The organism is Azospirillum sp. A26, from assembly GCF_042604635.1.
GTDB classification, from domain to species: Bacteria; Pseudomonadota; Alphaproteobacteria; order Azospirillales; family Azospirillaceae; genus Azospirillum; species Azospirillum palustre.
Window position 1 is genome coordinate 643,295 of the sequence record NZ_CP170473.1, and the last position, 24,648, is coordinate 667,942.

At 71.2% G+C, this 24,648-nt stretch carries 5 protein-coding genes; 1 reads left to right on the forward strand and 4 read right to left on the reverse strand.

The window, feature by feature from the left end; genetic code table 11:
- Window positions 1-84 precede the first annotated feature (84 nt).
- The gene (locus ABNQ39_RS17200; RefSeq protein ID WP_376962026.1) at window positions 85-1,098 is read right to left on the reverse strand and encodes a FecR family protein; all 1,014 of its coding nucleotides are present in this window, start codon (window positions 1,096-1,098) and stop codon (window positions 85-87) included.
- A 369-nt stretch (window positions 1,099-1,467) separates the two neighbouring features.
- Here ABNQ39_RS17200 and ABNQ39_RS17205 point away from each other — a divergent pair, with 369 nt between their 5' ends.
- Complete coding sequence (locus ABNQ39_RS17205; protein ID WP_376962028.1) at window positions 1,468-3,123, forward strand: cyclic peptide export ABC transporter; 1,656 nt, start codon at window positions 1,468-1,470, stop codon at window positions 3,121-3,123.
- Between the two features lie 81 nt (window positions 3,124-3,204).
- Here the strand turns inward: ABNQ39_RS17205 and ABNQ39_RS17210 are convergent, their stop codons facing one another.
- The 3 genes from ABNQ39_RS17210 to ABNQ39_RS17220 are packed head-to-tail and all read right to left on the reverse strand — an operon-like array spanning window position 3,205 to window position 24,574.
- Entirely contained in the window at window positions 3,205-11,208 is an 8,004-nt protein-coding gene (locus tag ABNQ39_RS17210; RefSeq protein WP_376962030.1) for an amino acid adenylation domain-containing protein, read from the reverse strand.
- Window positions 11,205-17,789 carry an amino acid adenylation domain-containing protein gene (locus tag ABNQ39_RS17215; protein WP_376962032.1) on the reverse strand — a complete coding sequence of 2,195 codons (6,585 nt, stop codon included), beginning with the start codon at window positions 17,787-17,789 and terminating at the stop codon, window positions 11,205-11,207. Before ABNQ39_RS17215 ends, ABNQ39_RS17210 begins: the two co-directional genes overlap by 4 nt.
- The gene (locus tag ABNQ39_RS17220; RefSeq protein ID WP_376962034.1) at window positions 17,786-24,574 is read right to left on the reverse strand and encodes an amino acid adenylation domain-containing protein; all 6,789 of its coding nucleotides are present in this window, start codon (window positions 24,572-24,574) and stop codon (window positions 17,786-17,788) included. Before ABNQ39_RS17220 ends, ABNQ39_RS17215 begins: the two co-directional genes overlap by 4 nt.
- Window positions 24,575-24,648: the final 74 nt, after the last annotated feature.

The following is a 24,648-nucleotide window of genomic DNA, read 5'->3' on the forward strand; positions in this document are numbered from 1 at the left end:
AGTGACGAAGCAGGGACGGCCGGATTTACCCCGCCGGTTCGGAATCGGCGGCGGCGAACGGACTGTGCTCGCGGATGGTCGGGGTCAGCGGGCCGAAACGAGGAGTTCGCCGTCCTTGGACGCGAGCGTCACCGGCAGCACCCGCGGAAGGGACGCCGCCACGCGGTCCAGATCGGCGACGTCATACACGCCGCCGATGCGCATCGCCCCCACCTTGCGGTCGGCCAGCCTCAGCGGCTGCGACAGATAGGGGTTCAGCAGGGGCACCGCTTCGGCCAGCGTGATGTTGTCGAACACCAGCCTGCCCTCGCGCCAGGACAGAATCCGCAGCGGATCGACGTGCGCAACGCTGCCGAACCGGCTGTCGCGGGCGAAGCGGCCCTGCATGCCGGGCGTCAGCCGCAAAGGCTCTCCTCCCGCCGCCGCGTCGGCGCTCACGGTGACCGACCCCTCTGCCAGCGTCACGGCGAGATCGCCGTCATTGGCCCAGACATTGAACTTCGTCCCCGTCACCCGGACCCGATGACCGGCGGTGAAGACGGTGAAGGGCAATCCGGCATCGTGCGCGACCGCGAAATAGGCCTCGCCATGGTCCATCAGGACGCTGCGCCGGTCGCGGAACTGGGCATAGAACAGGTTGGTGTGGACGTTCAGGTCCACGGTGGAGCCGTCGGGCAACTCGACCATGCGGTGCCGGCCGCCGCCGAGGAAGACATCGACACGCCCGGGCAGCACGCCGAACGACCAGCCCACCGGCCAGCAGGCGGCCAGGGTCGCCGCGATGCAGGCCGCCATCGCCCAGCGCCGCCGCCGCGACGGAACCCCGACGGCGGCGGACCGCGCTGTCCGCCCGCGGCCCGGTGCAGGGTGTGCCGCCGCCGTCTCGGGAACCACGGTCATCCGCGGGCGCAGACTGGCGGACAGGCCCCAGATCTCCCGCATCGCGTCGAATTCCACCAGATGGCGCGGGTCCATCAGGCACCAGCGTTCGAAAGCGGCGCGATCGGCGTCGCTGACCTCGGCCGATTGCAGGCGCAGGCACCAGTCCGCAGCCTCTTCGGTCACGCGGTCGTCGTCGGAAGGATGAGACGGAGGCATACGGGCGCGCTCGGCTCCGGAAGGCGTTCGGCAGCTATAGGACAAGCAGGGGATGGATCGCAAGGCGAGCCGGACAGGATGAACTCTACGCGAGGTAATCGAGCAGAGAAACCCCCATGTCCGCGGCGACGGATGCGACCTTCCGTGGCAGGCAAGGGCAAGGGGGTGGGGGAACAGGCGCGGATCGCGGGGGCCGGTTCCGGGAAGCCAGCCGTCGAGAAGATCGGCAGTCGGGAAAACCGGTTCCGGAGGATAACGGTTTCAGTTTCGCCCCGCTCGTTCGTCCTAAGTCAGGACGGCCGCGCGCATCCGCTTCCACGGCGGAGCCTTCGTGCCGGCCGCCTTCGCTCCCGTCCCGCAGGAACCCCGATGCCGACGCCACCCCGCACCAGCCTCGCCGCTCTGCTCCAGCTGCTTCGCCCCTCCTGGCCGATGCTGACCGCCGCCACCCTGCTGGGGGTGCTGGGCGGGCTCAGCGTGACCGGGCTGCTGGCCACCATCAACCGCATCCTGCATGCAGGCGATAGTCCGGGCGCCGGGATCCTGCTCGCCTTCGCCGGCCTGTGCGCCCTGGCGCTCGCGGGCTCGGTCCTTTCCGACATCGGCACCAACCGGATCGGGCAGAAGGTCATCGCGCGGCTGCGCAGGGATCTGGGCGACCGCATCCTGACGGCGCCGATCGATCAGCTCGAACGCTACCGCAGCCACCGCCTGATCCCCGTGCTGACCCACGACGTCGACACCATCAGCGACTTCGCCTTCGCCTTCGCTCCACTGGCGGTGTCGCTCAGCGTCACGCTGGGCAGCCTGTGCTACCTGGCGGTGCTGTCCTGGCCGATGTTCCTGGCGACGGCCGCCGCCATCCTGATCGGCAGCGCCGTGCAGTATGTGGCGCGCGTCCGCGGCATCGAAGGCTTCCACGAGGCGCGCGCCCACGAGGACGAGCTGCAGAAGCATTACCGCTCGCTGGCGGAAGGGGCGAAGGAACTGCGCATCAACCGTCCGCGTCGGCTGCGGCTGCAGAGCGAGGCGCTGCGCGGCACCATCGACCGCATCTGCGACATCCAGATCCGGTCGATCAACCTCTTCGTCATCGCCAAGGGATTCGGGTCGACGCTGTTCTTCATCGTCATCGGGGTGGCGCTCGGCGTCGAAGCGCTGTGGCCCAGCACCGACCGCGGGACGCTGAGCGGCTTCATCCTGGTCCTGCTCTACATGAAGGGGCCGCTGGAACATCTGATCGGCACCCTGCCCATCGTCAGCCGCGCCCAGGTCGCCTTCCGCCGCATCGCCGACCTGTCGGCGGAATTCGCCTCGCCGGAACCGCATCTGCTGATGAAGGACGAGGGCGGACCGCCCGCGACCATCGACCGGCTGGAGCTGCGCGACGCCCGCTACGTCTATCCGCCGGCCGGACCCGGCGTGGAGCCCTTCGTGCTCGGTCCCGTCTCGCTGCGGGTTGGCCGCGGCGAGATCCTGTTCATCGTCGGCGAGAACGGTTGCGGCAAGACCACGCTGATCAAGATGCTGCTCGGCCTCTACCCCCCTCACGAAGGCCAGATCCTGCTGGACGGCCGGCCGGTGACACCGGAGACGCGCGACGATTACCGTCAGCTCTTCACCACCATCTTCGCCGACTATTTCCTGTTCGACGACCTGATCCAGGCGAACGACAGCGTGCCAGAGGATGCCCAGGCCTATCTGGAACGGCTGGAGATCGCCCATAAGGTCAGCGTCGTCGACGGCGTGTTCAGCACCACCGACCTGTCCACCGGTCAGCGCAAGCGCCTGGCCCTTCTCCAGGCCTGGACCGAGAAGCGGCCGGTGCTGGTGTTCGACGAATGGGCCGCCGATCAGGATCCGACCTTCCGGCGGATCTTCTACACCGAACTGCTGCCGAGCCTGAAGGCGCTGGGCAAGACCATCATCGTCATCTCCCATGACGACCGCTATTTCGACGTGGCCGACCATCTGCTCCGGCTGACCGCCGGCAAGGTCGTGGAGGATCGCCAGCCGGCGCTGTGACGGAACCTGGACGGGAAGCGGGAGTAAAAAAGGCGGCGCACCCGGTGGGGTGCGCCGCCTTTTCTTGCAGGAACAGGCCAGTCAACCGGATTCCAGCATGTCCATCAACGCGCTCATCCGCGACAGCTTGGCCGGATCCGGCGCAGCCGGACGCTCGGCGACATGGGCAGCCAGCGCCCGCAGGGTGGCGTTGCCGAAAACCTGTCCCGGCGACAGGCCGATTCCGAAATCGCGGCGCAGACGGGCGATCAGCTGCACCGCAAGCAGCGAATGGCCGCCCAGCTCGAAGAAGTCGTCGTCGAGGCCGACGCGCTCCACCCGCAGCAGGTCTTCCCACAGGGCAGCCAGCCGACACTCCAGATCCGTGACGGGCGGTACGTGGGTGCGCTGCCTCGGTTCGGGCTGGGGAAGAGCCCGGCGGTCGAGCTTGCCGCTGGGCGTCAGAGGCAGCCGGTCCAGCCGGACCCAGAGGGTGGGGACCATATGGTCGGGCAGCCGTTCGCCCAGCCGCCGGCGCAACGACGGCCAGAGGGCGTCGCCTTGCCGGCCGTCCTGCTCGACGGGAACGATGTAGGCGCAGAGCTGTCCGCCGCCCGGTCCTGCGACGGCGGCGACCGCCGCATTCCGGACCGCCGCATCCGCCTGCAATGCCGCCTCGATCTCGCCGAGTTCGATGCGCAGGCCGCGGATCTTCACCTGCTGGTCGATGCGGCCGAGATACTCGATCACACCGTCCTCGCGGTGACGGGCGAGGTCGCCGCTGCGGTAGAGGCGCCCGCCCGGCTCACCGAAGGGATCGGGGATGAAGCGGTCGGCGGTCAGGCCCGGCTGGCGGTGATAGCCGCGCCCGACCCCGATGCCGCTGATGTGCAGCTCGCCCGCCACCCCCGACGGTACCGGATTGCCACAGCGGTCCAGTATGTAGAGGTGCAGGCCGGGCACCGGCCGGCCGGTCGGGATTTCGTCTGCGATGCCGTCCCAGCGATGGAAAGCGACGACATCCGCGCATTCGGTCGGGCCGTAGCTGTTGTGGATGCGCGGCTTCGGCCCATGCCGCCTCTCCAGCCATAGACGCAGTGCATCGGTGCGGATCGGCTCTCCGCCCAGGATCACGTCGCGCAGAGACTCCAGCTCACCGTTCCGTTCCAGCGCCGCCAGCGGCTGGAAGGTGCTGGGAGTGGCGTTCAGCGCGGTGATGCCGTGCCGGGCGATCCAGTCCAGCAGCAATTGCGGATCATAGCCTTCGCCTGCCATGTGCAGCTGACCGCCGACCAGGAGCGGTGCGAACAGGTTCTTCTGCGTCAGGTCGAAGGCGTGCGAACTCATCAGCAGCAGGCGGGTGCCGGCGTCGAAGCCGACATGGTCGCAATACCATCGCATCAGGTTCACGAACCCGGCCTGCGTCACCCCGGCCCCCTTGGGCTGGCCGGTGGAGCCGGAGGTGTAGATCAGGTAGATCAGGTTGTCGGGGGCGCCGGCCGGCGGCAGATCGTCGTCGGCGAATGCCGCCAGACGGTCCCGGTCGGCGTCCAGGCGGACCGTCGGCAGACCGGCCGGCCCGGGCATGCCGCCCTGAAGCGTCTCCGAGGTCAGCAGCAGCGCGGCCCCGCCATCGTCCAGCATGTATGCCAGACGCTGCGGCGGGTAGCTGGGATCGAGCGGCAGATAGGTGGCGCCGGCTTTCAGAACCGCAAGAATGGCGACCAGCAGCTCGGGAGAGCGCTCAAGTGCGATGGCAACCCGGTCGTCCGGCCCGATTCCCTCGGCGCGCAGGAGGCGGGCCAGACGGTTGGCGCGGGCGTTCAGGTCACGATAGCTCAGGGTACCGCCTGGATGAACCAGGGCTGTCGCCTCCGGCTTGCGGCGGACCTGGGTTTCGATCAGCTGATGGAGGCGCTGGGTTGAAGGAGGCGGCGAGACCGGCTCATCCTGTCCGCTCCAGTCCGCCAGCACCTGGCGGCGGCGGTCGTCGCCCTCCAGCAGATCCAATGCCCCGACGAAAGCCTCGGCATTCGACGCCATGCGCTCCAGCAGGCCACCGAAGAGCCGGGACAGCTCCTCCACCCGGCCGGAGTCCAACTGCTCGCGCCGGTAGCCGAAGGCCAGATCCAGTTCTTCCCCGGCCCGCACCGTCAGGGTCATGGCGTAATGGGTGTCGTCGACGGTCTCGGCGGCTCCAAATCTGACATTCTGGTCGTTTTGGTTTTTGATGGCCTCGTCGACGGGATAGTTCTCGAAGACGAGGATGCTGTCGAACAGGGCCCGCGCGCCACCGCTGGTGCCGAGGCTGGTGCCGGCCCAGCGCTGCACCTCGTGCAGCGGCGTGTGCTCGTGCTCGCGCATCTCCAGGTTCCGCCGCTGCAATCCGCGCAGCCACTCCCCCACCCGCTCGCCAGACGGCGGGCGCTCCACCACCGGCAGCGTGTTGATGAACAGCCCCAGCGTCTCCTCGACGCCGGCAAGCTCCGCCGGACGGCCCGACACCGTCGCGCCGAACGCCACCGTCTCCTGACCGCTGTAGCGGTGCAGAAGAAGCGCCCACGCCCCCTGCACCAGCGTGTTCAGCGTCACCCGCTGCGCCTGCGCAAACGCCTGCAACCGCTGCGTCGCACCGCCATCCAGCCGCAGCCGCACCACGCCGTGCCCCGCCTGCGGAGCCCGGCTGGGCAGGCTGGCCGCCAGCAACGTCGGCGCCTCCAGCCCCGACAGGCGCCCGCGCCAGAAGCGCTCCGACGCCGCCCCATCCTGCCGCCCGAGCCACGCGATGTAGTCGCGGTAGCGACCAGCCGCGCCGCCCACCTCCGCTCCCCGGTAGCGGCCCAGCACCTCCGCCACCAGACGCGCGCTGCTCCAGCCGTCCAGCAGCAGGTGATGGCTGGTCCAGATCAGGCGATGGCGCCCCCGGCCCTGTTGCCCCGGCAGCCGCACCAGAACCACCCGCTGCAACGGCGGACGGCCAAGCTCGAAGCCGCGGGCACGCTCCTCCCGCACCAAGGCCCCCAACGCCTCCTCCAGCCCGGTGCCGGCAAGGCCGCGGTCGCGCCAGTCCAGCACCGACACCGCATCGGCCACCCGCCCCCACACCGCCTGCAACGGGGCGGCCAACGGGGAGGAAGGCGCGCCGCCCCACAGGAAACCGGTGCGCAACACGGCATGGCGCGCCGTCACCCAGGCCCAGGCGGCGGCGAAGCGCTCCTCCTCCAGCCCCTCCACCTCGACGGCGAGTTGCGTCACATAGGGGCTTTCGCCCTCCGCGGCCCCTTCCAGCGCATGGAACAGCATGCCCTGCTGCATCGGGCTCAGCGGGTAGAGGTCCTCCAGTTCGCGCGCCGGCAGCGGCAGCGCGTCCAGCTGCCCCTGCGTCAGGCCGGCCAGCGGAACGTCCGACGGCGTCAGCCCGCCGGCCGAGGTCTCGCAATGCGCGACCAGCGCCCGAAGCTCCTCCCCATAGGCCGAGGCCAACCCCTCCACAACCGATGGCGCCAGCATCGCGCGGCTGTAGCTCCAGTCGAACACCAGCTCCCCGTCATAGACCCTGCCGTCGATGCTCAGCCAGTTGCCGAGCGGGGCATCGGCATCGAGACGGGCACCCGCCGGCTCGTCGGCCGGCACGAAGCGGGCGGTGTCGTCGAAACTGCCGTCGAACTGGCCCAGATAGTTGAAGGTCACCCGCGCCTCGGGCAGCGCCCGCAGCGCTGCCTGAGCCTCCCCATCGCCCAGATGGCGCAGCACGCCGTAGCCCAGCCCGTTCGACGGAACCGCCCGCAGCTGCTCCTTCACCGTCTTGATCGACGCGCCAATCTCTCCGCCGGGGCGCAGATGCACCGGATAGGCGGTGGTGAACCAGCCGACGCTGCGGCTGAGGTCCAGGCCGCCCACCAGCTCCTCGCGGCCATGCCCCTCCAACTGCACCAGCGCCGAGGCTGCACCGCTCCACCGGCACAGCACCCGCGACAGCGCCGTCAGCAGAAGGTCGTTCACCCGCGTCCGGTAGGCCGCAGGCGCCGACGACAGCAGGCGCTTGGTCCAGCCGGCATCCAGCCGCGTCCGCGCCACGGCGGAGGTCGCCACCCTCAGCGCCTCAGCTGGCACCGGCTCCGCAATCCCCGGAAGCCCGGCCGGAGCCCCCGTCAGGCTGTCGCGCCACCAGGACAGCTCATCCTTCAGCGCCCCGCTCGCGGCGTGGCGGCGCAGCGCCTCGCCCCAGGACTGGAAGGAGGCGGTCTTGGCCGGCAGCACCACCGCCTCGCCCCGCTCCAGCTGAGCGCAGGCCAGCTGCAGATCCTCCAGCAGCACGCGCCAGGACACGCCATCCACCACAAGATGGTGGATCGCCAGCAGCAGGCGCTGCTCCCCGCCCCGATCTCCGTCCTCGTCCGCGCGCTCGACCAGCAGGGCGCGCAGCAGCGGGCCATGCGCGAGGTCGAGGCTGCGCTGGGCCTCCTCGCACAGCCGCTCCTGCGCTTCGGCATCGGCGGCAACGCGCTGCCACAGCACCGGCGGCACCGCCTCGGGCGGCAGGTGCCGGGCGCTGCCATCCCTGGCGAAGACCAGCCGCAGGGCGTCGTGATGAGCCAGCAGGGCCGAGAGCGCCCGTTCCAGCAGCGCCGGATCGACCGGCCGGCGCAGCCGCAGCAGCACCGACTGGTTCCAGTGGCTGCGGTTGGGGATCGCCTCCTCGAAGAACCAGCGCTGGATCGGCGTCAGCGACAGCGCTCCGCCGACAGCACCCTGCCCGACGGCCGGGCCGGCCGAAGCGCCGGCATCGCTGCGGGCGGCCCGGGCGAGCGCCTCCAGGGTCTGGTGCTCGAAGACGTCGCGCGGGGTGAAGGACAGGCCGTGGCGGCGGGCGCGGCTGACCAGCTGGATGGAGAGGATGGAGTCTCCGCCCAGTTCGAAGAAGTTGTCGGTGACGCCGACGCTCTCCAAGCGCAGCAGCTCGCACCAAAGCGCCGCCAAAGCGCGCTCGGCATCGCTACGCGGCGGCACCCGGGCCGACGACGACGCCAGCTCCGGCTCGGGCAGCGCCTTGCGGTCCAGCTTGCCGTTGGGCGTCAGCGGCAGCCGCTCCAGCACCACGAGGTGGGACGGAACCATGTAGTCCGGCAGAGCCGCCTTCAGCCCGCCGCGCAGCCGCTCGACGAAATCGTCCGCCTCCGCACCGACCGGCACGACGTAGCCGACCAGACGCTTGCCGGAGCTGCCGTCGCGGGCGACCACCGCCGCCTCGCGCACGCCCTCCTGCGCCCGCAGCCGCGCCTCCACCTCGCCAAGCTCGATGCGGAAGCCGCGGATCTTCACCTGATGGTCGATCCGCCCGACATACTCGATCACCCCGTCCTTGCGCTGGCGCACGAGGTCGCCGGTGCGGTAGAGCCGACCGCCGCCGGCCGAGAAGGGATCGGCGACGAAGCGCTCCGCCGTCAGGCCGGGACGGTTCAGGTAGCCGCGCGCCAATCCCGCGCCGCCAAGATAAAGTTCCCCGACCGCGCCGGCCGGAAGCGGATTCAACGAAGCGTCGAGCACCATCGCCCGGCGCTCGCTGATCGCTTGGCCGATGGGAGCGGTTCCGGCTTGGCGTTCATCGCCGGCCTGCCAGACGAGAGGGGTGATCACCGCCTCGGTCGGCCCGTAAGCGTTGAAGATCCGGCCGGTCCAGCCGGCGAGGCACCCGGTGAGCGACAGATCCCAGGCCTCGCCGCCCAGGATGCAGGCACGCAGGCGGTGGCCGGGCATGGCATCGGCCAGGGCCTCGGCATGGCGGGCAAGATAGGCCGGCGGCAGGTCAACCACAGTGACGCCGTCGCGCAGGATCAGCGCCGCCAGCCGTTCCGGCGTGGAATCCGCCATGGCGCCCAGAACGACACCGGCCCCCGCCAGCAGGGGCATCAGGATCTGTTCGCTCGCCGCATCGAAGCCGAAGGAGGCGAAATGCAGCAGCCGGTCCCCGGCGGTCATCCCATAAGCCTCGGCCGCCGCCAGACAGTGGCGGGCGAGCGCCCCGTGGGAAACCATGACGCCCTTGGGCGTCCCGGTCGATCCGGAGGTGTAGATCAGATAGGCCAGGGCTTCGTCCACCGGAGCCCGGAGATCGCCCTCCGCGTCCGGCCCATTCCCGCATATCCCGTCCCCACAGATTCCGTCGGCGTCCAGCGTCAGGCAGTCCACCCCGGTCGGTATCGAACCGAGCACGCTGTCCTGCGTCAGGATCAGAGCCATGCCGCTGTCGGCGATCATGCCCGCCAACCGGTCATGGGGGAGGCGGCAATCGAGCGGCACATAGCCTCCGCCCGCCTTCAGCACGGCCAGAAGCCCGACGATCATGGCGGGCGAAGGTTCGACCGCCAGCCCGACCCGGACATCCGGCCCGACACCCAGCGCACGGAGCCGCCGGGCCAGCCGGTCCGAGCGGTCCTTCAAGGCACCGAAGGTCACCGGCCGCCCATCGGCCACCAGGGCGATGGCTTCGGGAGAGTCCGTCGCGCGGGCATCGAACAGCGTCGCGGGCGACGGGGCGGCACCGGAGGCCGTCCTCAGGGGCATGGTGGCGACATCCATGCGGTCGTCGGCGGTCAGGCGGATGGACGCGACCGGGCTGCCCGTCTCCGCGGCGAAGGCGACGAGGATGCGCCGGTAATCCTCCGCCATCGCGGCGGCCCGCTCCGCCGCAAAGCGGTCGGCGGCATAGCGCAGGTCGCAGCGGATACGCCCACCGTCATCCTCCTCGACCTCGAGCGACAGGTCGAACAGGGCGACGCGGGGGCCGCCGGCCAGCGGCCGGATCGTCAGACCGGCGACCCGGTCCAGCGCCGACAGCCGACGGTGCTGATGGTTGAACATTGCCTGGAACAGCGGATTGCGGTCGAGCCGGCGTTCCGGCCTCAGGGCGTCCACCAGATGCTCGAAGGGCAGATCCTGGTTGGCCTGGGCGTCGACCGACCGGCCGCGAACCTGCGCCAGCACCTCATGCAGACCGAGCCCGCCATGCAGGTCCGCGCCGATGACCTGACTGTTCACGAACAGGCCGATCAGGCGCTCGGTTTCGGCGCGATGACGCCCGGCGACCGGCACCCCCACCCGCACATCCCCCTGCCCGGTGTGACGGTGAAGCAGAAGCAGGAATGCGGCCAACAGAAGATTGGCGACGGTTGCCCCGTTCTTGCCGGCCACGGCGCGCAGCCGGGCGACGAGGGCATCGTCGAGGACGAACGGGATGCCCGCCTCGCGCCGGTCGAGCCCCTGCCGGTCGTCCGCAGCGCTCTCTCCGTCCCGCGGCAGCATCAGCTCCGGCTGCTCATCGCCCAGCAGGGCACGCCAATGGTCGAGCTGGCGCGCCCCTTCGCCGCTGCGCAGGAGCCGGTCCTGCCACAGCGCATGGTCGGCATACTGGATCGGCAGCGGGGGCAGCCCGGCGTCCCGCCCCTCCCGCCGGGCGACATAGAGGGCGGCGAATTCCTCCACCAGCCGGTTCACCGACCAGCCATCGGCGGCGATGTGGTGGAGCGTCAGGAACAGCGCATGCTCGTCCTCCGCCAGCCGCACCAGCCGCAGGCGGACCGGTGGCGCCGCTTCCAGATCGAAGGGGGTTGCCGCCTCCGCTTCGGCCAGGGCCCGCAGCCGGGTTTCCCGTTCCACAGGGACCAGGGCCGAGAGATCGGTCCAGTCGATGTCCGGGGGAGCGGCGGGATGGATGCGCTGTTCAGCCTCGCCGTCGCACGCCGGGTAGCTGGTCCGCAGCACCTCGTGCCGTGCCAGGATATCGGCGAAGGCACCGGCAAGCGCCTCCCGGTCAAGGGAACCGGTCAGGCTCAGCCCCATCGGAATGTGGTAGGCGCGGCTATGGCGGTCGAGCTGCCAGAGCACCCACAGCCGCCGCTGGGCATGGGACAGCGGCAGCCGGTCCGGCCGGCGACCGGGCAGGATCGGCAGCCGGGCGAAGGAAATTCCTGTCCGGGCCAAACGCCGGAGGAACTCCTCCTGCCGGTCGGCTGGCAACGCGTCGAGGCGCCGGGCGATCTGGGCGAGCGCGTCGGCCGGCCGCTCCGCCGCTTCATGCCGGGGGTCATGCTGGACAGGCGTGGTCATTGCGCGGCCTCCGACGGCAGGGCTTCAAAATCGGCTTCGAGGTCGGCCAGCAGGGCGTCCATGCGGCCGATCTCCTCCTCCGCGGCGCCGTCCGCCTTCTCACCCTCGATCCGCGCCGCCAGCTCGGCCAGGGTCGGCGCTTCGAACAGGGTGCGCAGGGGCAGATCCACCGCAAGCCGCTCGCGGAGCTGTGCCGCCACCCGTGCCGCCAGCAGCGAGTGGCCGCCGAGCGCGAAGAAATTGTCGGCGCGGCCGATACGCTCCACCCCGAGGACCGACCGCCAGATCTCCGCCACTGCATGTTCGGTCGCCGTGGATGGCGGAACATGTTCCACGCCGGCATCCGGCGCAGGCTCGGGCAGGGCCTTGCGGTCCAGCTTGCCGTTGGGCGTCAGCGGCAATCGCTCCAGCACCACGAGGTGGGCAGGCACCATGTAGTCCGGCAGAGCCCGGCCAAGCTGATCCCTCAGCCGCCGCGGCAGCTCCGCATCCGCATCGGCGGCGACATAGCCGACCAGACGCTTGCCGCCTGCGCCGTCGCGGGCGACCACCACCGCATCCCGCACCGCCGGATGGCCGCGCAGCACGGCCTCGATCTCGCCAAGCTCGATCCGCAGGCCGCGGATCTTCACCTGATGGTCGATCCGCCCGACATACTCGATCACCCCGTCCCCGCGCCGGCGCGCCAGATCGCCCGTCCGGTACATCCGGCCGCCGCCGGCGCAGAACGGGTCGGCGACGAACCGCTCCGCCGTCAGCCCGGCCCGCCGGTGATAGCCGCGCGCCAGACCCGCACCGGCGATGTAAAGCTCGCCGACTGCGCCGGCCGGAAGCGGGTTCAGGCACTCGTCCAGCACATGCAGCCGCAGATTGTCGATGGCCACGCCGATCGGCACACCGCCACCCGCACCGCCCTCCCCGGCCCGGCAGGTCCAGTGGCTGACGTCGATCGCCGCCTCCGTCGGGCCGTAGAGGTTGTACAGACCGACCTGCGGCAGCCGGGCGAACAGCCGGTCCTGCAACGCCGCCGGCAGGGCCTCGCCGCTGCACACCACCCGGCGCAGGCTGGTGCACTGCTCCACCCCCGGCTCTTCCAGGAAAGCCTGCAGCATGGAGGGCACGAAGTGCAGCGTGTCGATGCCCTCCCCGCGGATCAGCGCCACCAGCCGGGCCGCGTCGCGGTGCTCGCCGGGCGCCGCCACCACCAGATGCGCCCCCACCATCAGCGGCCAGAAGAACTCCCAGACCGAGACGTCGAAGCCGAAGGGTGTCTTCTGCAACACCCGCTCGCCCGGAGACAGCCGGTAGGCCTTCTGCATCCAGGCCAGCCGGTTCAACAGGGCGCCATGGCTGTTGCCGGCCCCCTTCGGCGTGCCGGTGGAGCCGGAGGTGTAGATCAGGTAGGCGAGGTTCTCCGGCCGCAACCCGGCCACGGGCGGCGTGTCCGGCAGTCCCCCGGTGTCCTCGGCGTCGGTGTTCTCGGCATCGAGCAGCAGGCGGACCCCCTCGGGCAACGCCTCGCCGCCCAGCCTGCCGGCAAGATGGGACTGGGTGAGCAGCAGGGCGATGCCGCCGTCCGCGGCCATGGCGGCAAGGCGGGCGGGCGGCAACTCCGGGTCGAGGGGCAGATAGGCGCCGCCCGCCTTCATCACCGCCAGCAGGCCGACGACCAGTTCCAGCGAGCGTTCGGCAGCGACGCCGACCGTCACCTCCGGGCCGACGCCAAGCGCCCGCAACCGGTGGGCCAGACGGTTCGCCTGCGCCTCCAGCTCGGCATAGCTCAGCGTCCGGCCGCCGAAGCTCACCGCAGGACGCCCGCCATGCAGACCGGCCTGCTCCGCGATCAGATCCGGCACCAGTGGACCGGCGGGATGGCTGGGGCTGGGCAACACCTCCGGCCAGTCCGCGGCGTCGAGGATCGGCAGATAGCCGAGCGTGACCGTGGGCGCCTGCGCCACCCCGTGAAGGATACGGTCCAAATGGCTGCGGAAGCGCTGGACCGTGTCCTCGTCGAACAGGTCGGTGGCGTAGATCAGAGTGGCGCGCAGCGAACCGTCGGCCTGCTCCTCGCTGTGCAGCGACAGGTCGAACTGCGCGGCATGGTGCAGCCGCGGATGCTCGGCGATGTCCAGGCCGGGCAGGCGGCGCAGCGCGTCGGAGCGCGGACGGCTGTGGCTGGCCATCACCTGGAACAGCGGGTTGCGGTCGAGGCTGCGGTCGGGCTGCAAGGCCTCCACCAGGGCGTCGAAAGGCAGTTCCTGGTTGCCCTGGGCGGCCAGAACCTCGTCACGCACCCGCGCCAGGAAGCGGTCGAAGGGCAGACGCCCATCGGGTTCGATGCGCAGGACCTGGGTGTTGGCGAAGAAGCCGATCAGCCCCTCCAGCTCGACCCGGCCGCGGTTGGCGGTCGGCACGCCGATGCGCAGGTCCCGCTGACCGCTGTGCCGGTGCAGCAGGGCGGCAAAGGCGGCGAGCAGGACCATGAACAGGCTCGCCCCCTGCTCCCGCCCGACGGCAGTCAGCCCGGCGACCAGCGATGCGTCCAGCTCGAACTCCACCGCCGCACCGCGATGGCTCTGCATCGGCGGGCGCGGACGGTCGGCCGGAAGGTCGAGCGCCGGCTGCTCGCCCCCCAGGCGCCCCTGCCAATAATCGAGCTGCCGACGCGCCTCGGCCGACTCCATCCACCGCTCCTGCCAGGCGGCATAGTCCGCATACTGGAGCGGCAGCGGCGGCAATACAGCCGGCAGACCGGCCGACAACAGCGCATAGGCACGGGCGATCTCGTCCACCAGGACGTTCATCGACCAGCCGTCGGAGACGATGTGGTGCATCGCCAGGGAAAGCACGTGCCCGCCCCCGTCCGGCAGGCGGAACAGGCGAAGGCGCAGCAGCGGCCCCCGTTCCAGGTCGAAGGGGCGGGCGGCCTCGTCGCGCAACCGGCCATCCAGCAGACCGGCATCCTCCAGCGTCTCGACCGTCCAATCGACGACGGCATCGGCGTCGATGACCTGCCGGGGTTCGCCGCCCCGCTCGACGAAGCGGGTGCGCAGGGCTTCGTGCCGCCCGGACACCAGCGCGAAGGCCCGCCGCAGGCTTTCGGAATCGAGCCGGCCGCGCAGGCGGAGCGCCGTGGAGATGGTATAAGCCGTGCTGGCGGGATCGAGGCGCCACAGGAACCACAGGCGGCGCTGGGTGGAGGACAAGGGCAGGCTCTCGCCGCGCGGGACTGCGGGAATCGCCGCCTCCTCCGGTCCGGCCTGTGGCTCCGCCGCCGATACCGGGACCGGGACCGGCGACAGGACCGGAGCGTTTCCTTGCAGCCGGGCATCCAGCAGAGCGGCGAGCGCGCGTATGCTCTGCGCCTCGAACAGCTGCTTCGGGGTGAATTTCAGCCCCTGCTTGCGGGCGCGGGCGATCAGCTGGAGGCTGAGGATCGAATCCCCGCCCATGGCGAAGAAACTGGCGCTGGCATCCACCGTCTCGCGCTTCAGGACCTCGGCCCAGATTTGGGCGAGCCGTTGCTCCGTCTCCGTCATCGCCGTCTGGGATGCCGGTTCGGCGGAGGCCGGCACCGGCAGCGCCTTGCGGTCCGGCTTGCCGTTGGCGGTCAGCGGCAGCTGGTCCAGCACCAGCCAATGAGCCGGAACCATATGGTCCGGCAGCAGGCCGGCGGCGGCCTCGCGCAGGGCCGCGATATCGGGCTCGGCGGCGGACGGCACGCAGTAGGCGATCAGCTGCCCGGCCGCCGGACCATGGGCAGTGGTGCCGGCGATCACCAGCACGTCCGCCAGCCCCGGCAGGGATTTGAGGACGCGGGCGACCTCTCCCGGCTCGACGCGATGGCCGCGGATCTTCACCTGATCGTCGAGGCGGCCGACGAACTCCAGCAGCCCGTCCCGGCGCAGGCGGACCCGGTCGCCGGTGCGGTAGAGCCGGTCGCCCGGCCGGCGCGGTTGCGGATCGGGAACGAAGCGGGCCGCCGTCAGCGCCGGCTGGCCGAGATAGCCGTCGGCCAGGCTGTCGCCACCGACATAAAGCTCGCCGGCGGCACCGGCGAGCACCGGCTCAAGGTCCGGGTCGAGCACGCAGGCCCGCACGTTGGCCAGGGGGGAGCCGAGCGGAATGACGGCGGGGACCCCAGGCGAACCCTCAGGGGCGGGCGGAACCTCGTGGGTGAGAACGCCGACCGTCGTCTCGGTCGGGCCATAATGGTTGAGCACGCGCAGGCCCGGCCGCAGCCGCCGCAACTGCTCCACCAGCCCGCCGTCGCAGGCCTCGCCGCCCAGGACCAGCAGGTCCCGCGGCAGCACATCGGCGGTACTGGCGGCGTGAAGCAGGCCGCGCAGATGGCTTGGCACGATCTTCAGCACCCCGGCGGCGCAGCCCGCCATCCAGGCGGCGAAGCGGTCGGGATCGCGCGCGGTGGCATCGTCGGCCAGATGCAGGGTGCCGCCATGGCAGAGCGCGCCGAACAGCACCGTATGCCCGAGGTCTGCGGCGATGGTGGAGACCATCGCCATCGAGGTGCCCTTCGGCACCGCCAGCCGCTCCAGAACGCCGCGCAGATAGCTGCCGAGCGCACCATGGCTGACGACGACGCCCTTGGGTTCGCCGGTGGAGCCGGAGGTGTAGATGACATAGGCCGGAAGCGCCCCGGCCGGGACCGGGCCATCGAAGCCGGCCGGCTGGGACGCCACGTGCGGACCGTCGAGGTCGAGGCAGGACAACCCGCTGGCCCCGGCTGCGGCCAGCGTCGCTCCCGCCGCTACGGCACAGCGGGCGCCACTCGACAGGGCGAGGCGGCGCAACCGCTCCGCCGGCTGGGACGGATCGAGCGGCACATAGGCGGCGCCGGCCTTCATGACGCCGAGCAGCGCCGCGATCAGGCCGCTGGATCGCTCGAAGCCCAGCAAGACCCGGTCGCCGGGCCCGATCCCGGCTTCGCGAAGGGCATTCGCCAGCCGGTTCGCCAACCGGTCCAGCTCACGGACGGTGAGCGTCCGTTCGCCGCCGCACACCGCGACGGCCTCCGGATCGGCTTCGACACGGGCGTTCCACAGCTCCAGAACGCCCGGCGCCGGATCGCGCCAGCCGCCGCTTTCGCCGGCCGGTGCCGAACCCGAAGGACGCAGGCGCCACAGCGGGGCGTCGGGCTGGCGCAGGACGGCGTCCAGCAGACCGCAATAGTCGGCGACCAGCCCCTCGACGCTGGCGGCATCGAACAGGTCGCGGGCATAGGTCATCGAGCCGTGCAACTCGTCCGGAGCGTCGGCGACGTCCAGTGCCAGGTCGAAATGGGCGCCCAGGAACTCGTTCGGCTCGGGCGCCAGCCGCAGCCCCTCCGGAGCCGGCAGGGTGGAGGTGTCGAAGCCGTAGTTGAACTTCACCTGGAACAGCGGGTTGTGGCTCAGGCTGCGTTCGGGCTGGAGCGCCTCGACCAGCTGTTCGAAGGGAAGATCCTGGTGGGCCTGGGCCTCCAGCGCGGTGTCGCGCAACCGGGCCAGCAGGGTGCCGAAGCTCTCGCGGCTGTCCAGCCTGCTGCGCAGGACCAGGGTGTTGACGAAGAAGCCGACCACCCCTTCCGTCTCGATGCGATTGCGGTTGGCGAAGGGCACGCCGATCCGCAGGTCGGTCTCGCCGCTGTGCTTCATCAACAGCAGCTTGAAGACGGCCAGGAGAAGCACGAAGGGCGTGACGCCGCGGCTCTGGGCCAGCGCCTTCAGGTCGCGGCTGCGCTGCCCGCCGAGCCGGAAGGCCACCGTGCCGCCATGGGCGCCCAACACCGCCGGCCGGGGCCGGTCGAGCGGCAGCCGCAGCACCGGGTGCTCGGCGCCGAGCCGGTCGCGCCAGTAGGCGAGCTGCCGGTCGCGCTCCCCGGCTTCCAGCCAGTCGCGCTGCCACTGGGCGTAATCGGCGTACTGGATCGGCAGCGCCGGCAGGTCCGGCTGCCGGCCGGCCCGCAGAGCGTCGTAGCTGCGGGCGAATTCCGCCAGGAAGCGCTCCACCGACCAGCCGTCGGCGACGATGTGATGCAGGGTGACCAGCAGCAGATGCTCCTCCGCCGCCAGCCGTACCAGCGTCAGCCGCATCAGCGGACCGTTGCCGAGATCGAAGGGGGCCAGAGCGTCCTCGCGCGCCAGATCCCGCGCGCGGATCTCACGCTCGGCGGGGGCAAGCGCCGAAAGGTCGATGCTGGCGAGCACCGGGGCCATCCGGGGGTGGATGATCTGGACGGGCTGGCCGTCGCGCTCGGCGAAACTGGTGCGCAGCGCCTCGTGCCGGTCGGTCAGATGGGCGAAGGCCGCCTCCAGCAGGGCGGGGTCGAGCGGGCCGGTCACCCGGATGGCGCCGGGAATGTTGTAGGCCGCCCCACCGGGATCCATCCGCCAGAGGAACCACAGCCGCTGCTGCGCGTAGGAGAGCGGCAGCGGCTGCGAACGGTCCGCGCGGGGGATCGGGAACCGGGTGTGGATGTCGATGCCCTTGGCAGCCAGGACGGCGGCGAGCGCCCGGCGCTGGCTGCGCGACAGACCGTCGAGCGAGGACGGCAGGGAGGGAGTGGACGGGCTGCTGGTCATCGGGCGATCCCCGTGTTGGCACTGTCTGTTTGGGCGCCGCCGGTCCAGGCACCGCCGGTCTGGCCGCCGCCAGTCCGGGCGGCATCCGCGAGCGCGTTCAGTTCGGCCTCCGACAGGCCTTCGATGGCCTTCAGTGCGGCGGCCAGTTCGTCTTCGACGGCGGATGCGGCGGCGGGCTCGGTGGCGGCACGGCGCTCCTCCACCCGCTGGACGAGGCCGCGCAGGCCCGTCGCCTCGAACAGGGTGCGGATATCCAGCGTCACCCCCAGATCGGCCGCGATGCGCGAGGCCACCTGGGTCGCCAGCAGCGAATGGCCCCCCAGTTCGAAGAAGTCGTCGTCCAGGCCGATGCGGGTGACACCCAGCACCTCGGCCCAGATGGCGGCCAGCGCCTGCTCCACCGGGCTTTCGGGCGGGACATGGGCGGCGGCGGTCACCTGCATGGGCTGGTCGTGATCGGCCAGCCGGTCGCGGTCCAGCTTTCCGTTAACGGTCAGCGGCAGCCGGTCGACGCGCAGAATCTGGGAAGGCACCATATGCGCCGGCAGGCTGCCGCGCAGGGCGGACAGCAGACGCGGCGCGAACTGACGCCGCTGCCGGGCGAGCAGCGGGTCGCTGCACTGGGCGCGCCAGCCATCGGGAACCGCCGGTTCCGGCCCGATGGGATAAGGCCCGATGGGGTGACGCTCCAGCCGGGCCGGATCGAAGATCTCCACGTCGAAGCGGCCTTCCGCATCGCCGGCACCGTCCGGACCGACACTCCAGCCGACGCGGGCGCGGTAGCCGTGCGCCTCGGCAAGCGCCCGGTAGGCGTCGGGATCGGCGCCGGCGGGGTCCAGCCGGTCGATCCGCTCCCGCAATGCACCCGCTGCGGACGAGGAGGCGCCGGACATCGCCATCCAGGCGGCAAGGTCGCGGGTGAGCCGGCGGTTGGCGATCCCGGCGATCCGCAGGCCGGCGGGCCGCTCCTCCGCCAGCAGGCGGTCGAGACGGGTCAAATCCTCCCCGGCCTCGCGCCAGCCGCCGGCCGGACGCAGATCCTCCGCACCGACATGCAGGACCGCGTCGAAGCGGTAGCGGGTCAACTCGTTGTCGGCCCGGCCGCAACGCAGATCGAGGTCGATGCGGCCGATCTCCGGAATCCGGCCGCGCAGCGCCTGGAAGAAGCCGGGAGCGAACAGCAGTTCGCCATCCTCGGCCATGGCGCGGGCAACGCGGGCACGCAGCTGGGCAGGGCTCGCCTGCGCTTCCGCCCGCCGGAGCGCCACCGACGCATGGAACAGCGGTTGGAGATGCAGCGGCCGCAGGTCACCCAGGAAGATGCGCCCGCCCGGCCGCAGGGCCCGCACCGCACCCTCCAGAACGCGCAGCAGATAGTCGCCGTCGGGGAAATACTGGGCGACGGAGTTGATGACGACGGTGTCGTAGCCGCCCCCCTCCACTCCACCTTCGCCCATCCCGCCCTCGCCCGTCCCGCCCTCGCCCAGCCCGCCGAAATCGGTGGCCTCGCGCCGGCTGAGCCGGATATGGGCCAGTTCCGGCTTCCCGGCCGCCCAGGCGCCGAGATCGGCGATGGCCTGTGCCGAGAAGTCGGTCCCGTGATAGACGGCGCAGCGCGGCGCCACCGCCTGGGTCAGCAGACCGACGCCGCAACCAATCTCAAGCAGCCGTTCCGGCTTCAAGGCCAGGATGCGCGCGACGGTGGCATCCAGCCACTCCCGCATCTGCGGCTCGGGGATCGGCCGGTCGTCGTAGCTGTCGTTCCAGCCGGTGAAGCTCGGCCCCGTCGCCGCTTCGGCGCGGGAATAGGTGCCGTCGAACACCGTGTTCCACTGCCCGACCAGATCGCCCCGCTGCTCCTCGGGCCGGTCGCGCAGCGCCTCCTCGTCGGCGACGGCATAGGCGACGAGCCGGCGGTCGGCGCCATCGCCGCGCAGCAGCACGGCGGCATCGGCGACGGCGGGCTGACGGCGGACCGCCGCCTCGATCTCGCCCGGCTCGATGCGGAAACCGCGCAGCTTGATCTGCTGGTCGGCGCGGCCGAGATACTCGACCCGGCCATCCGGCCAATAACGCGCGAGGTCGCCGCTGCGGTACAGGCGCCCACCCGGATCGCCATAGGATCGGCCGAAAGGATCGGCGACGAAGCGCCCGGCGGTCAGGGCGGGACGGTTCAGGTAGGCCCGCGCCAGCCCGGCTCCGCCGACATGGATCTCACCCGCCACGCCGGGCGGGACCGGCTGGAGATGCCGGTCGAGGAAGTACCAGCGCAGGTCGCCGAGCGGCATGCCGACCGGGGCGCCGGCCTCCGGCTGGTCCGTTGCCTGCCCGGACTTCGGCAGGTCGGCCATGGTGAGCAGGCGGTGGGTGACATGGACGGTGGTTTCGGTGATGCCGTACATGTTGACCAGCCGCGGACGGCTGTCGCCGAAATGCTCGAACCAGCCGCGCAGGCTTTCCATCTCCAGCGCTTCGCCACCGAACACCACCAGCCGGAGCGACAGGGCATCGCGCGGCGAACCCAGCGCCACCGGCACCAACTGCCGGAAGGCGGAAGGCGTCTGGTTCAGGACGGTCACTCCCTCGTCCCGCAGCAGGGCGAAGCAGTCGGCCGGCGACCGGCTGGTGTAGTAGGGCACCACCACCAGCCGCCCGCCATGCAGCAGGGCGCCGAAGATTTCCCAGACCGAGAAGTCGAAGGCATAGGAGTGGAACAGCGCCCAGACGTCGCGCCCGTCGAAGCGCAGGTCCGGCGGGCAGGATTCGAACAGCCGCAGCACATTGGCATGGGTGATCGCCACGCCCTTCGGCTGGCCGGTCGATCCCGAGGTGTAGATGCAGTAGGCGAGCGATCCGGCCCGGCCCAGGTCTGGCGGCGGCCCGTCCGGCGCGTCGGGCTCCTCGCCGACGCAGATCGCCCGCACGCCGTCGGCCAGCGGCAGCGCATCGCGCAGATGGGCCTGGGTGACGACCAGCCCGATGCCGCTGTCGGCCTGCATGTAAAGCAGCCGGTCGGCGGGATAGGAGGGGTCGAGCGGCAGATAGCCGCCGCCCGCCTTCAGGATGCCGAGCATGCCGACGATCAGGTCGAAGGAGCGGTCGGCCGCCAGCCCGACCAGCCGGTCCGGCCCGACGCCGAGCGAGCGCAGCTGCCACGCCAGCCGGTCGCTGCGGCGGTCGAGCTCGCCATAGCTCAGGGTCCGGCCATCGCAGGTCACGGCCGGGGCATCGGGGTGCCGGTGCGCCAGGGCCGCGATACGGGCATGAAGGCCGGGGGCGTCGGCCGGAAGCGGTGCCGGCAGATGAGCGAGGTTGCGGGCGGGATCGTTCCAGCCGGCGACCAGCGCCGCCGTCTCCGCCTCGTTCATCAGCGGCAGACGGGTGACCGGCAGCGCCGGGTCGGCGACGATGCCGCGAAGCAGGGTCAGCCAGTGCCGCGCCATCCGCTCGACGCTCTCCGGCTCGAACAGGTCGAGACTGTAGGTGAAGAAGGCGCCGAGAGGACCCGCTCCGCCCGGACCGGCCCGCTCGGTGGTGTGCAGGATCAGGTCGAACTGCGTCGCAAGCTGGAGATGCTCGACGGCCTCCACCCGCAGGCCCGGCAACCGGTCAAGGCCGTCCAGCCGCTGCCACTGATGGTCGTAGGCGGCCTGGAACAGCGGATGATGGGCAAGATCACGCTGGGGCTGCAGTTCCTCGACCAGCCGGTCGAAGGGCAGATCCTGGTTGGCCTGGGCATCGAGCGCCGCCTCGCCGACCCGGCGAAGCAGCGCGTCGAAGGCCGGATCGTCCGACAGGTCGGCGCACAGCACCGCCATGTTGACGAAGAAGCCGATCAGCCTTTCGCTGTCCACGCTGCGCCGGTTGGCCAGCGTGCAGCCGACACGGATGTCGTCCTGGCCGGAATAGCGGTGCAGCAGAGCCGTATAGCTGGCGAGCAGCAGGGTCGGCAGCGTCACCCCCATCCGCCGCGCCAGCCCACGCAAGGCCGTGGCGAGCCCGTCGTCGATGGCGCACTGGACGGCCGCCCCGCGCTGGCTGCCACCGGCGGACCGCGGACGGTCGGCGGGCAGGTCCAGCACCGGATGGCGGTCGCCCAACCGGGCGGTCCAATAGGCAAGCTGGCGGGCGCCCTCCCCCGATTCCAGCAGGTCGCGCTGCCAGCGGGCGACGTCGGCATACTGGACGGTCAGCGCCGGCAACTCGGGTACCCTGCCGCCACAGCAGGCGGCATAGGCCTCGCCGAACTCGTCGAGCAGGACAGACATCGACCAGCCGTCGGCGATGGCATGATGCAGGCTGACCTGCAGATGATGATCGTCGTCGGCACAGGCAATCGATTGCACCCGCATCAGCGGGCCTTCCACCAGATCGAAGGGGGCGCGGACCTCCTCCTCCAGCAGGCGGCGCAGCGCGCCGTCGCGGCCGGCATCGCCGGAGAGATCGGCGAAACGGACGGCGACAGGCAACGCCCCGGCGGCGCGGACCACCTGCACCGGGCGACCGGCCTCCTCGCGGAAGACGGTGCGCAGGCTCTCGTGGCGCTCGACCAGCAGGTCCACCGCCGCCTGGACGGCATCGCGGCGCAGCGGCCCGCGCAGCTGGACCCGCCCCGAAATGGTGTAGCCGCAGTCCCGCGGGTCGAGCTTCCAGTTGAACCACATGCGGGCCTGGGCCGCCGACGGTTCGGCGATGCGCTCCTCTCCGCCCCTCTGGGGAGCCATCGCCCGGATCGTCGCGGGACCTGCCGCGGACAGCCGGGCGGCGAAGTCCGACAGGGTGGGATGACGGAACAGGTCGGCGACGTCGGCCACCAGTCCGCACCGTTCGCGCAGCCGGGCGACCACCTGCACCACCGACACCGAATTGCCGCCCAGCGCGAAGAAATGGGCACCGGCATCGGTGACGGCGGTTCCCAGAACCTCCGACCAGACCGTGGCGACCTCGCTCTCACGTCCGGTCAGGCTGCGGGCGGCCCGCAGATTGACCGGGGTGTCCGTCGCCGCAACGGCGTCTCCCCGGCGCTGGACGTGGAAGGCCGGCAGTTCGCCGGCGTCGAGCAGGGACCGGCAGGCGGAGCGCTGCAGCTTGCCGCTGGAGGTCTTGGGCAGGGCGCCCGGCTCCAGCAGGGCGACCAGCACCGGCGCCTCCTGGCAGGAATCGGCCACCGCGGCGGCGATGGCGCCGCACAGCGCCTCCGGCGTCACCAGCTTCAGCACCGTCCGGCCGATCTCGGCGGCGATGCCGATCCCCTCCCGGCCATCCTGTTCGACGGCGAAGGCGGCGACACGCCCCTTGCGGACGACCTCCACCTCCTCCTCGACGCTGCGCTCCAGATCCTGCGGATAGATGTTCTGGCCGCGCACGATCAGCATGTCCTTGAGACGGCCGGTGACGAACAGCTCGCCATCCTTCAGGAAACCAAGGTCGCCGGTGCGCAGCCAAACCGCGCCGTCGCGCTCGACGAAGCTGCGGGCCGTCGCCTCCGCGTTGCGCCAATAGCCGTCGGCGATGCTGGGTCCGCCGGCCCAGATCTCGCCGACCGTCCCCTCGCCGACCTCCGAGCCGCCGGCCGGATCGACCAGCCGCACGGGATGATCGGGCTGCACGTGGCCGCAGCCGGCCAGCACGGTCGCCGACGCGGCGTCACCCGGGGGCAAGGCCCGGTTGGCGGCCAATGCCGGCCCATCGAACGGCGCCAGGGTGATGCCCTGCCCGCGCCGGCCGCCGGTGACGAACAGCGTCGCCTCGGCCAGCCCGTAGCAGGCGAAGTAGGACCGGCGGTCGAAACCCACCGGAGCGAAGCGCTCGGCGAAACGGGCCAGCGTGTCGGGACGGATCGGTTCGGACCCGGAGAAGGCAAGGCGCCAGGACCCCAGGTCCAGCCCTTCCAGCGCCGTGTCGGCGATGCGCTCGCAGCACAGGCGGAAGGCGAAATCCGGCCCGCCGCTGATGGTCCCGCCATAGCGGCCGATCGCCTCCAGCCAGCGCCGGGGCCGTTCCAGAAAATAGCGCGGCGACATCAGCACGCAGGGAATGCCGGCGTGGATCGGTTGCAGCAGGCCGCCGATCAGGCCCATGTCATGGAACAGCGGCAGCCAGCTGACGATGCAGTCGTCGGGCCCGATGCCGAAACCGCCGCGGATCAGCCGCTCGTTGGCGATCAGGTTGCCGTGGCTGACCCGCACCCCCTTGGGCGCGGAGGTCGAGCCGGAGGTGTATTGCAGGAAGGCGATATCGTCGCCGGACAGCGGCGGCATCGACCAGTCGCCGGCAAGCCCGCCGTCCACCCTGTCCACGGCCAGCAGTTCAGGCATCCGGTCACCGCCCGCCATGGCCCGGCAAGCCTCCAGCAGCGTGTCGTACAGGATCGAATCCGTCAGGATGAAGCGCGGCTGCGCATCGGCAAGGATGCCCTGGAGCCGGGCCAGATGCTGCGGCCTCACCGATTCAGGCGGATAGGCCGGCACGGCGATCACCCCGGCATAGAGGCAGCCGAAGAAGGCCGCGACATAGTCCGGGCCGCTCGGCAGCAGCAGAACGGCGCGGTCGCCCAGCCCGGCCCGCGCGCGCAGGCGGACGGCGATGGCCCGGGCCCGCCGGTCGAGGTCCGCATAGCTGAGCGGATCGTCCGTCCCCTCGGCGATGAAGCGCAGGGCGATGCCGCCGGGCGTCTCTGCGGCCCGCCCGACCAGTGTGCCGACCAGCGTCTCGACCGGCATCTCGGCGAGCTTGCGCACGGCAGAGACCGTCGAAAGGGGGGCGGCATCGGAACGGTTGTCCATGGGATCACCTGTGCAGGCAGAAGGGCACGCCCCCGGCCAAGCCATGGGGCGGAACGGTCGATGGCTGCGATTGC

Excerpts from the sequence above, each read along its gene's own strand:
- ABNQ39_RS17210 (WP_376962030.1), bottom strand. The coding sequence starts at position 11,208 with ATGACCACGCCTGTCCAGCATGACCCCCGGCATGAAGCGGCGGAGCGG.
- ABNQ39_RS17220 (WP_376962034.1), bottom strand. The coding sequence starts at position 24,574 with ATGGACAACCGTTCCGATGCCGCCCCCCTTTCGACGGTCTCTGCCGTG.
- ABNQ39_RS17205 (WP_376962028.1), top strand. The coding sequence starts at position 1,468 with ATGCCGACGCCACCCCGCACCAGCCTCGCCGCTCTGCTCCAGCTGCTT.
- ABNQ39_RS17215 (WP_376962032.1), bottom strand. The coding sequence starts at position 17,789 with ATGACCAGCAGCCCGTCCACTCCCTCCCTGCCGTCCTCGCTCGACGGT.
- ABNQ39_RS17200 (WP_376962026.1), bottom strand. The coding sequence starts at position 1,098 with ATGCCTCCGTCTCATCCTTCCGACGACGACCGCGTGACCGAAGAGGCT.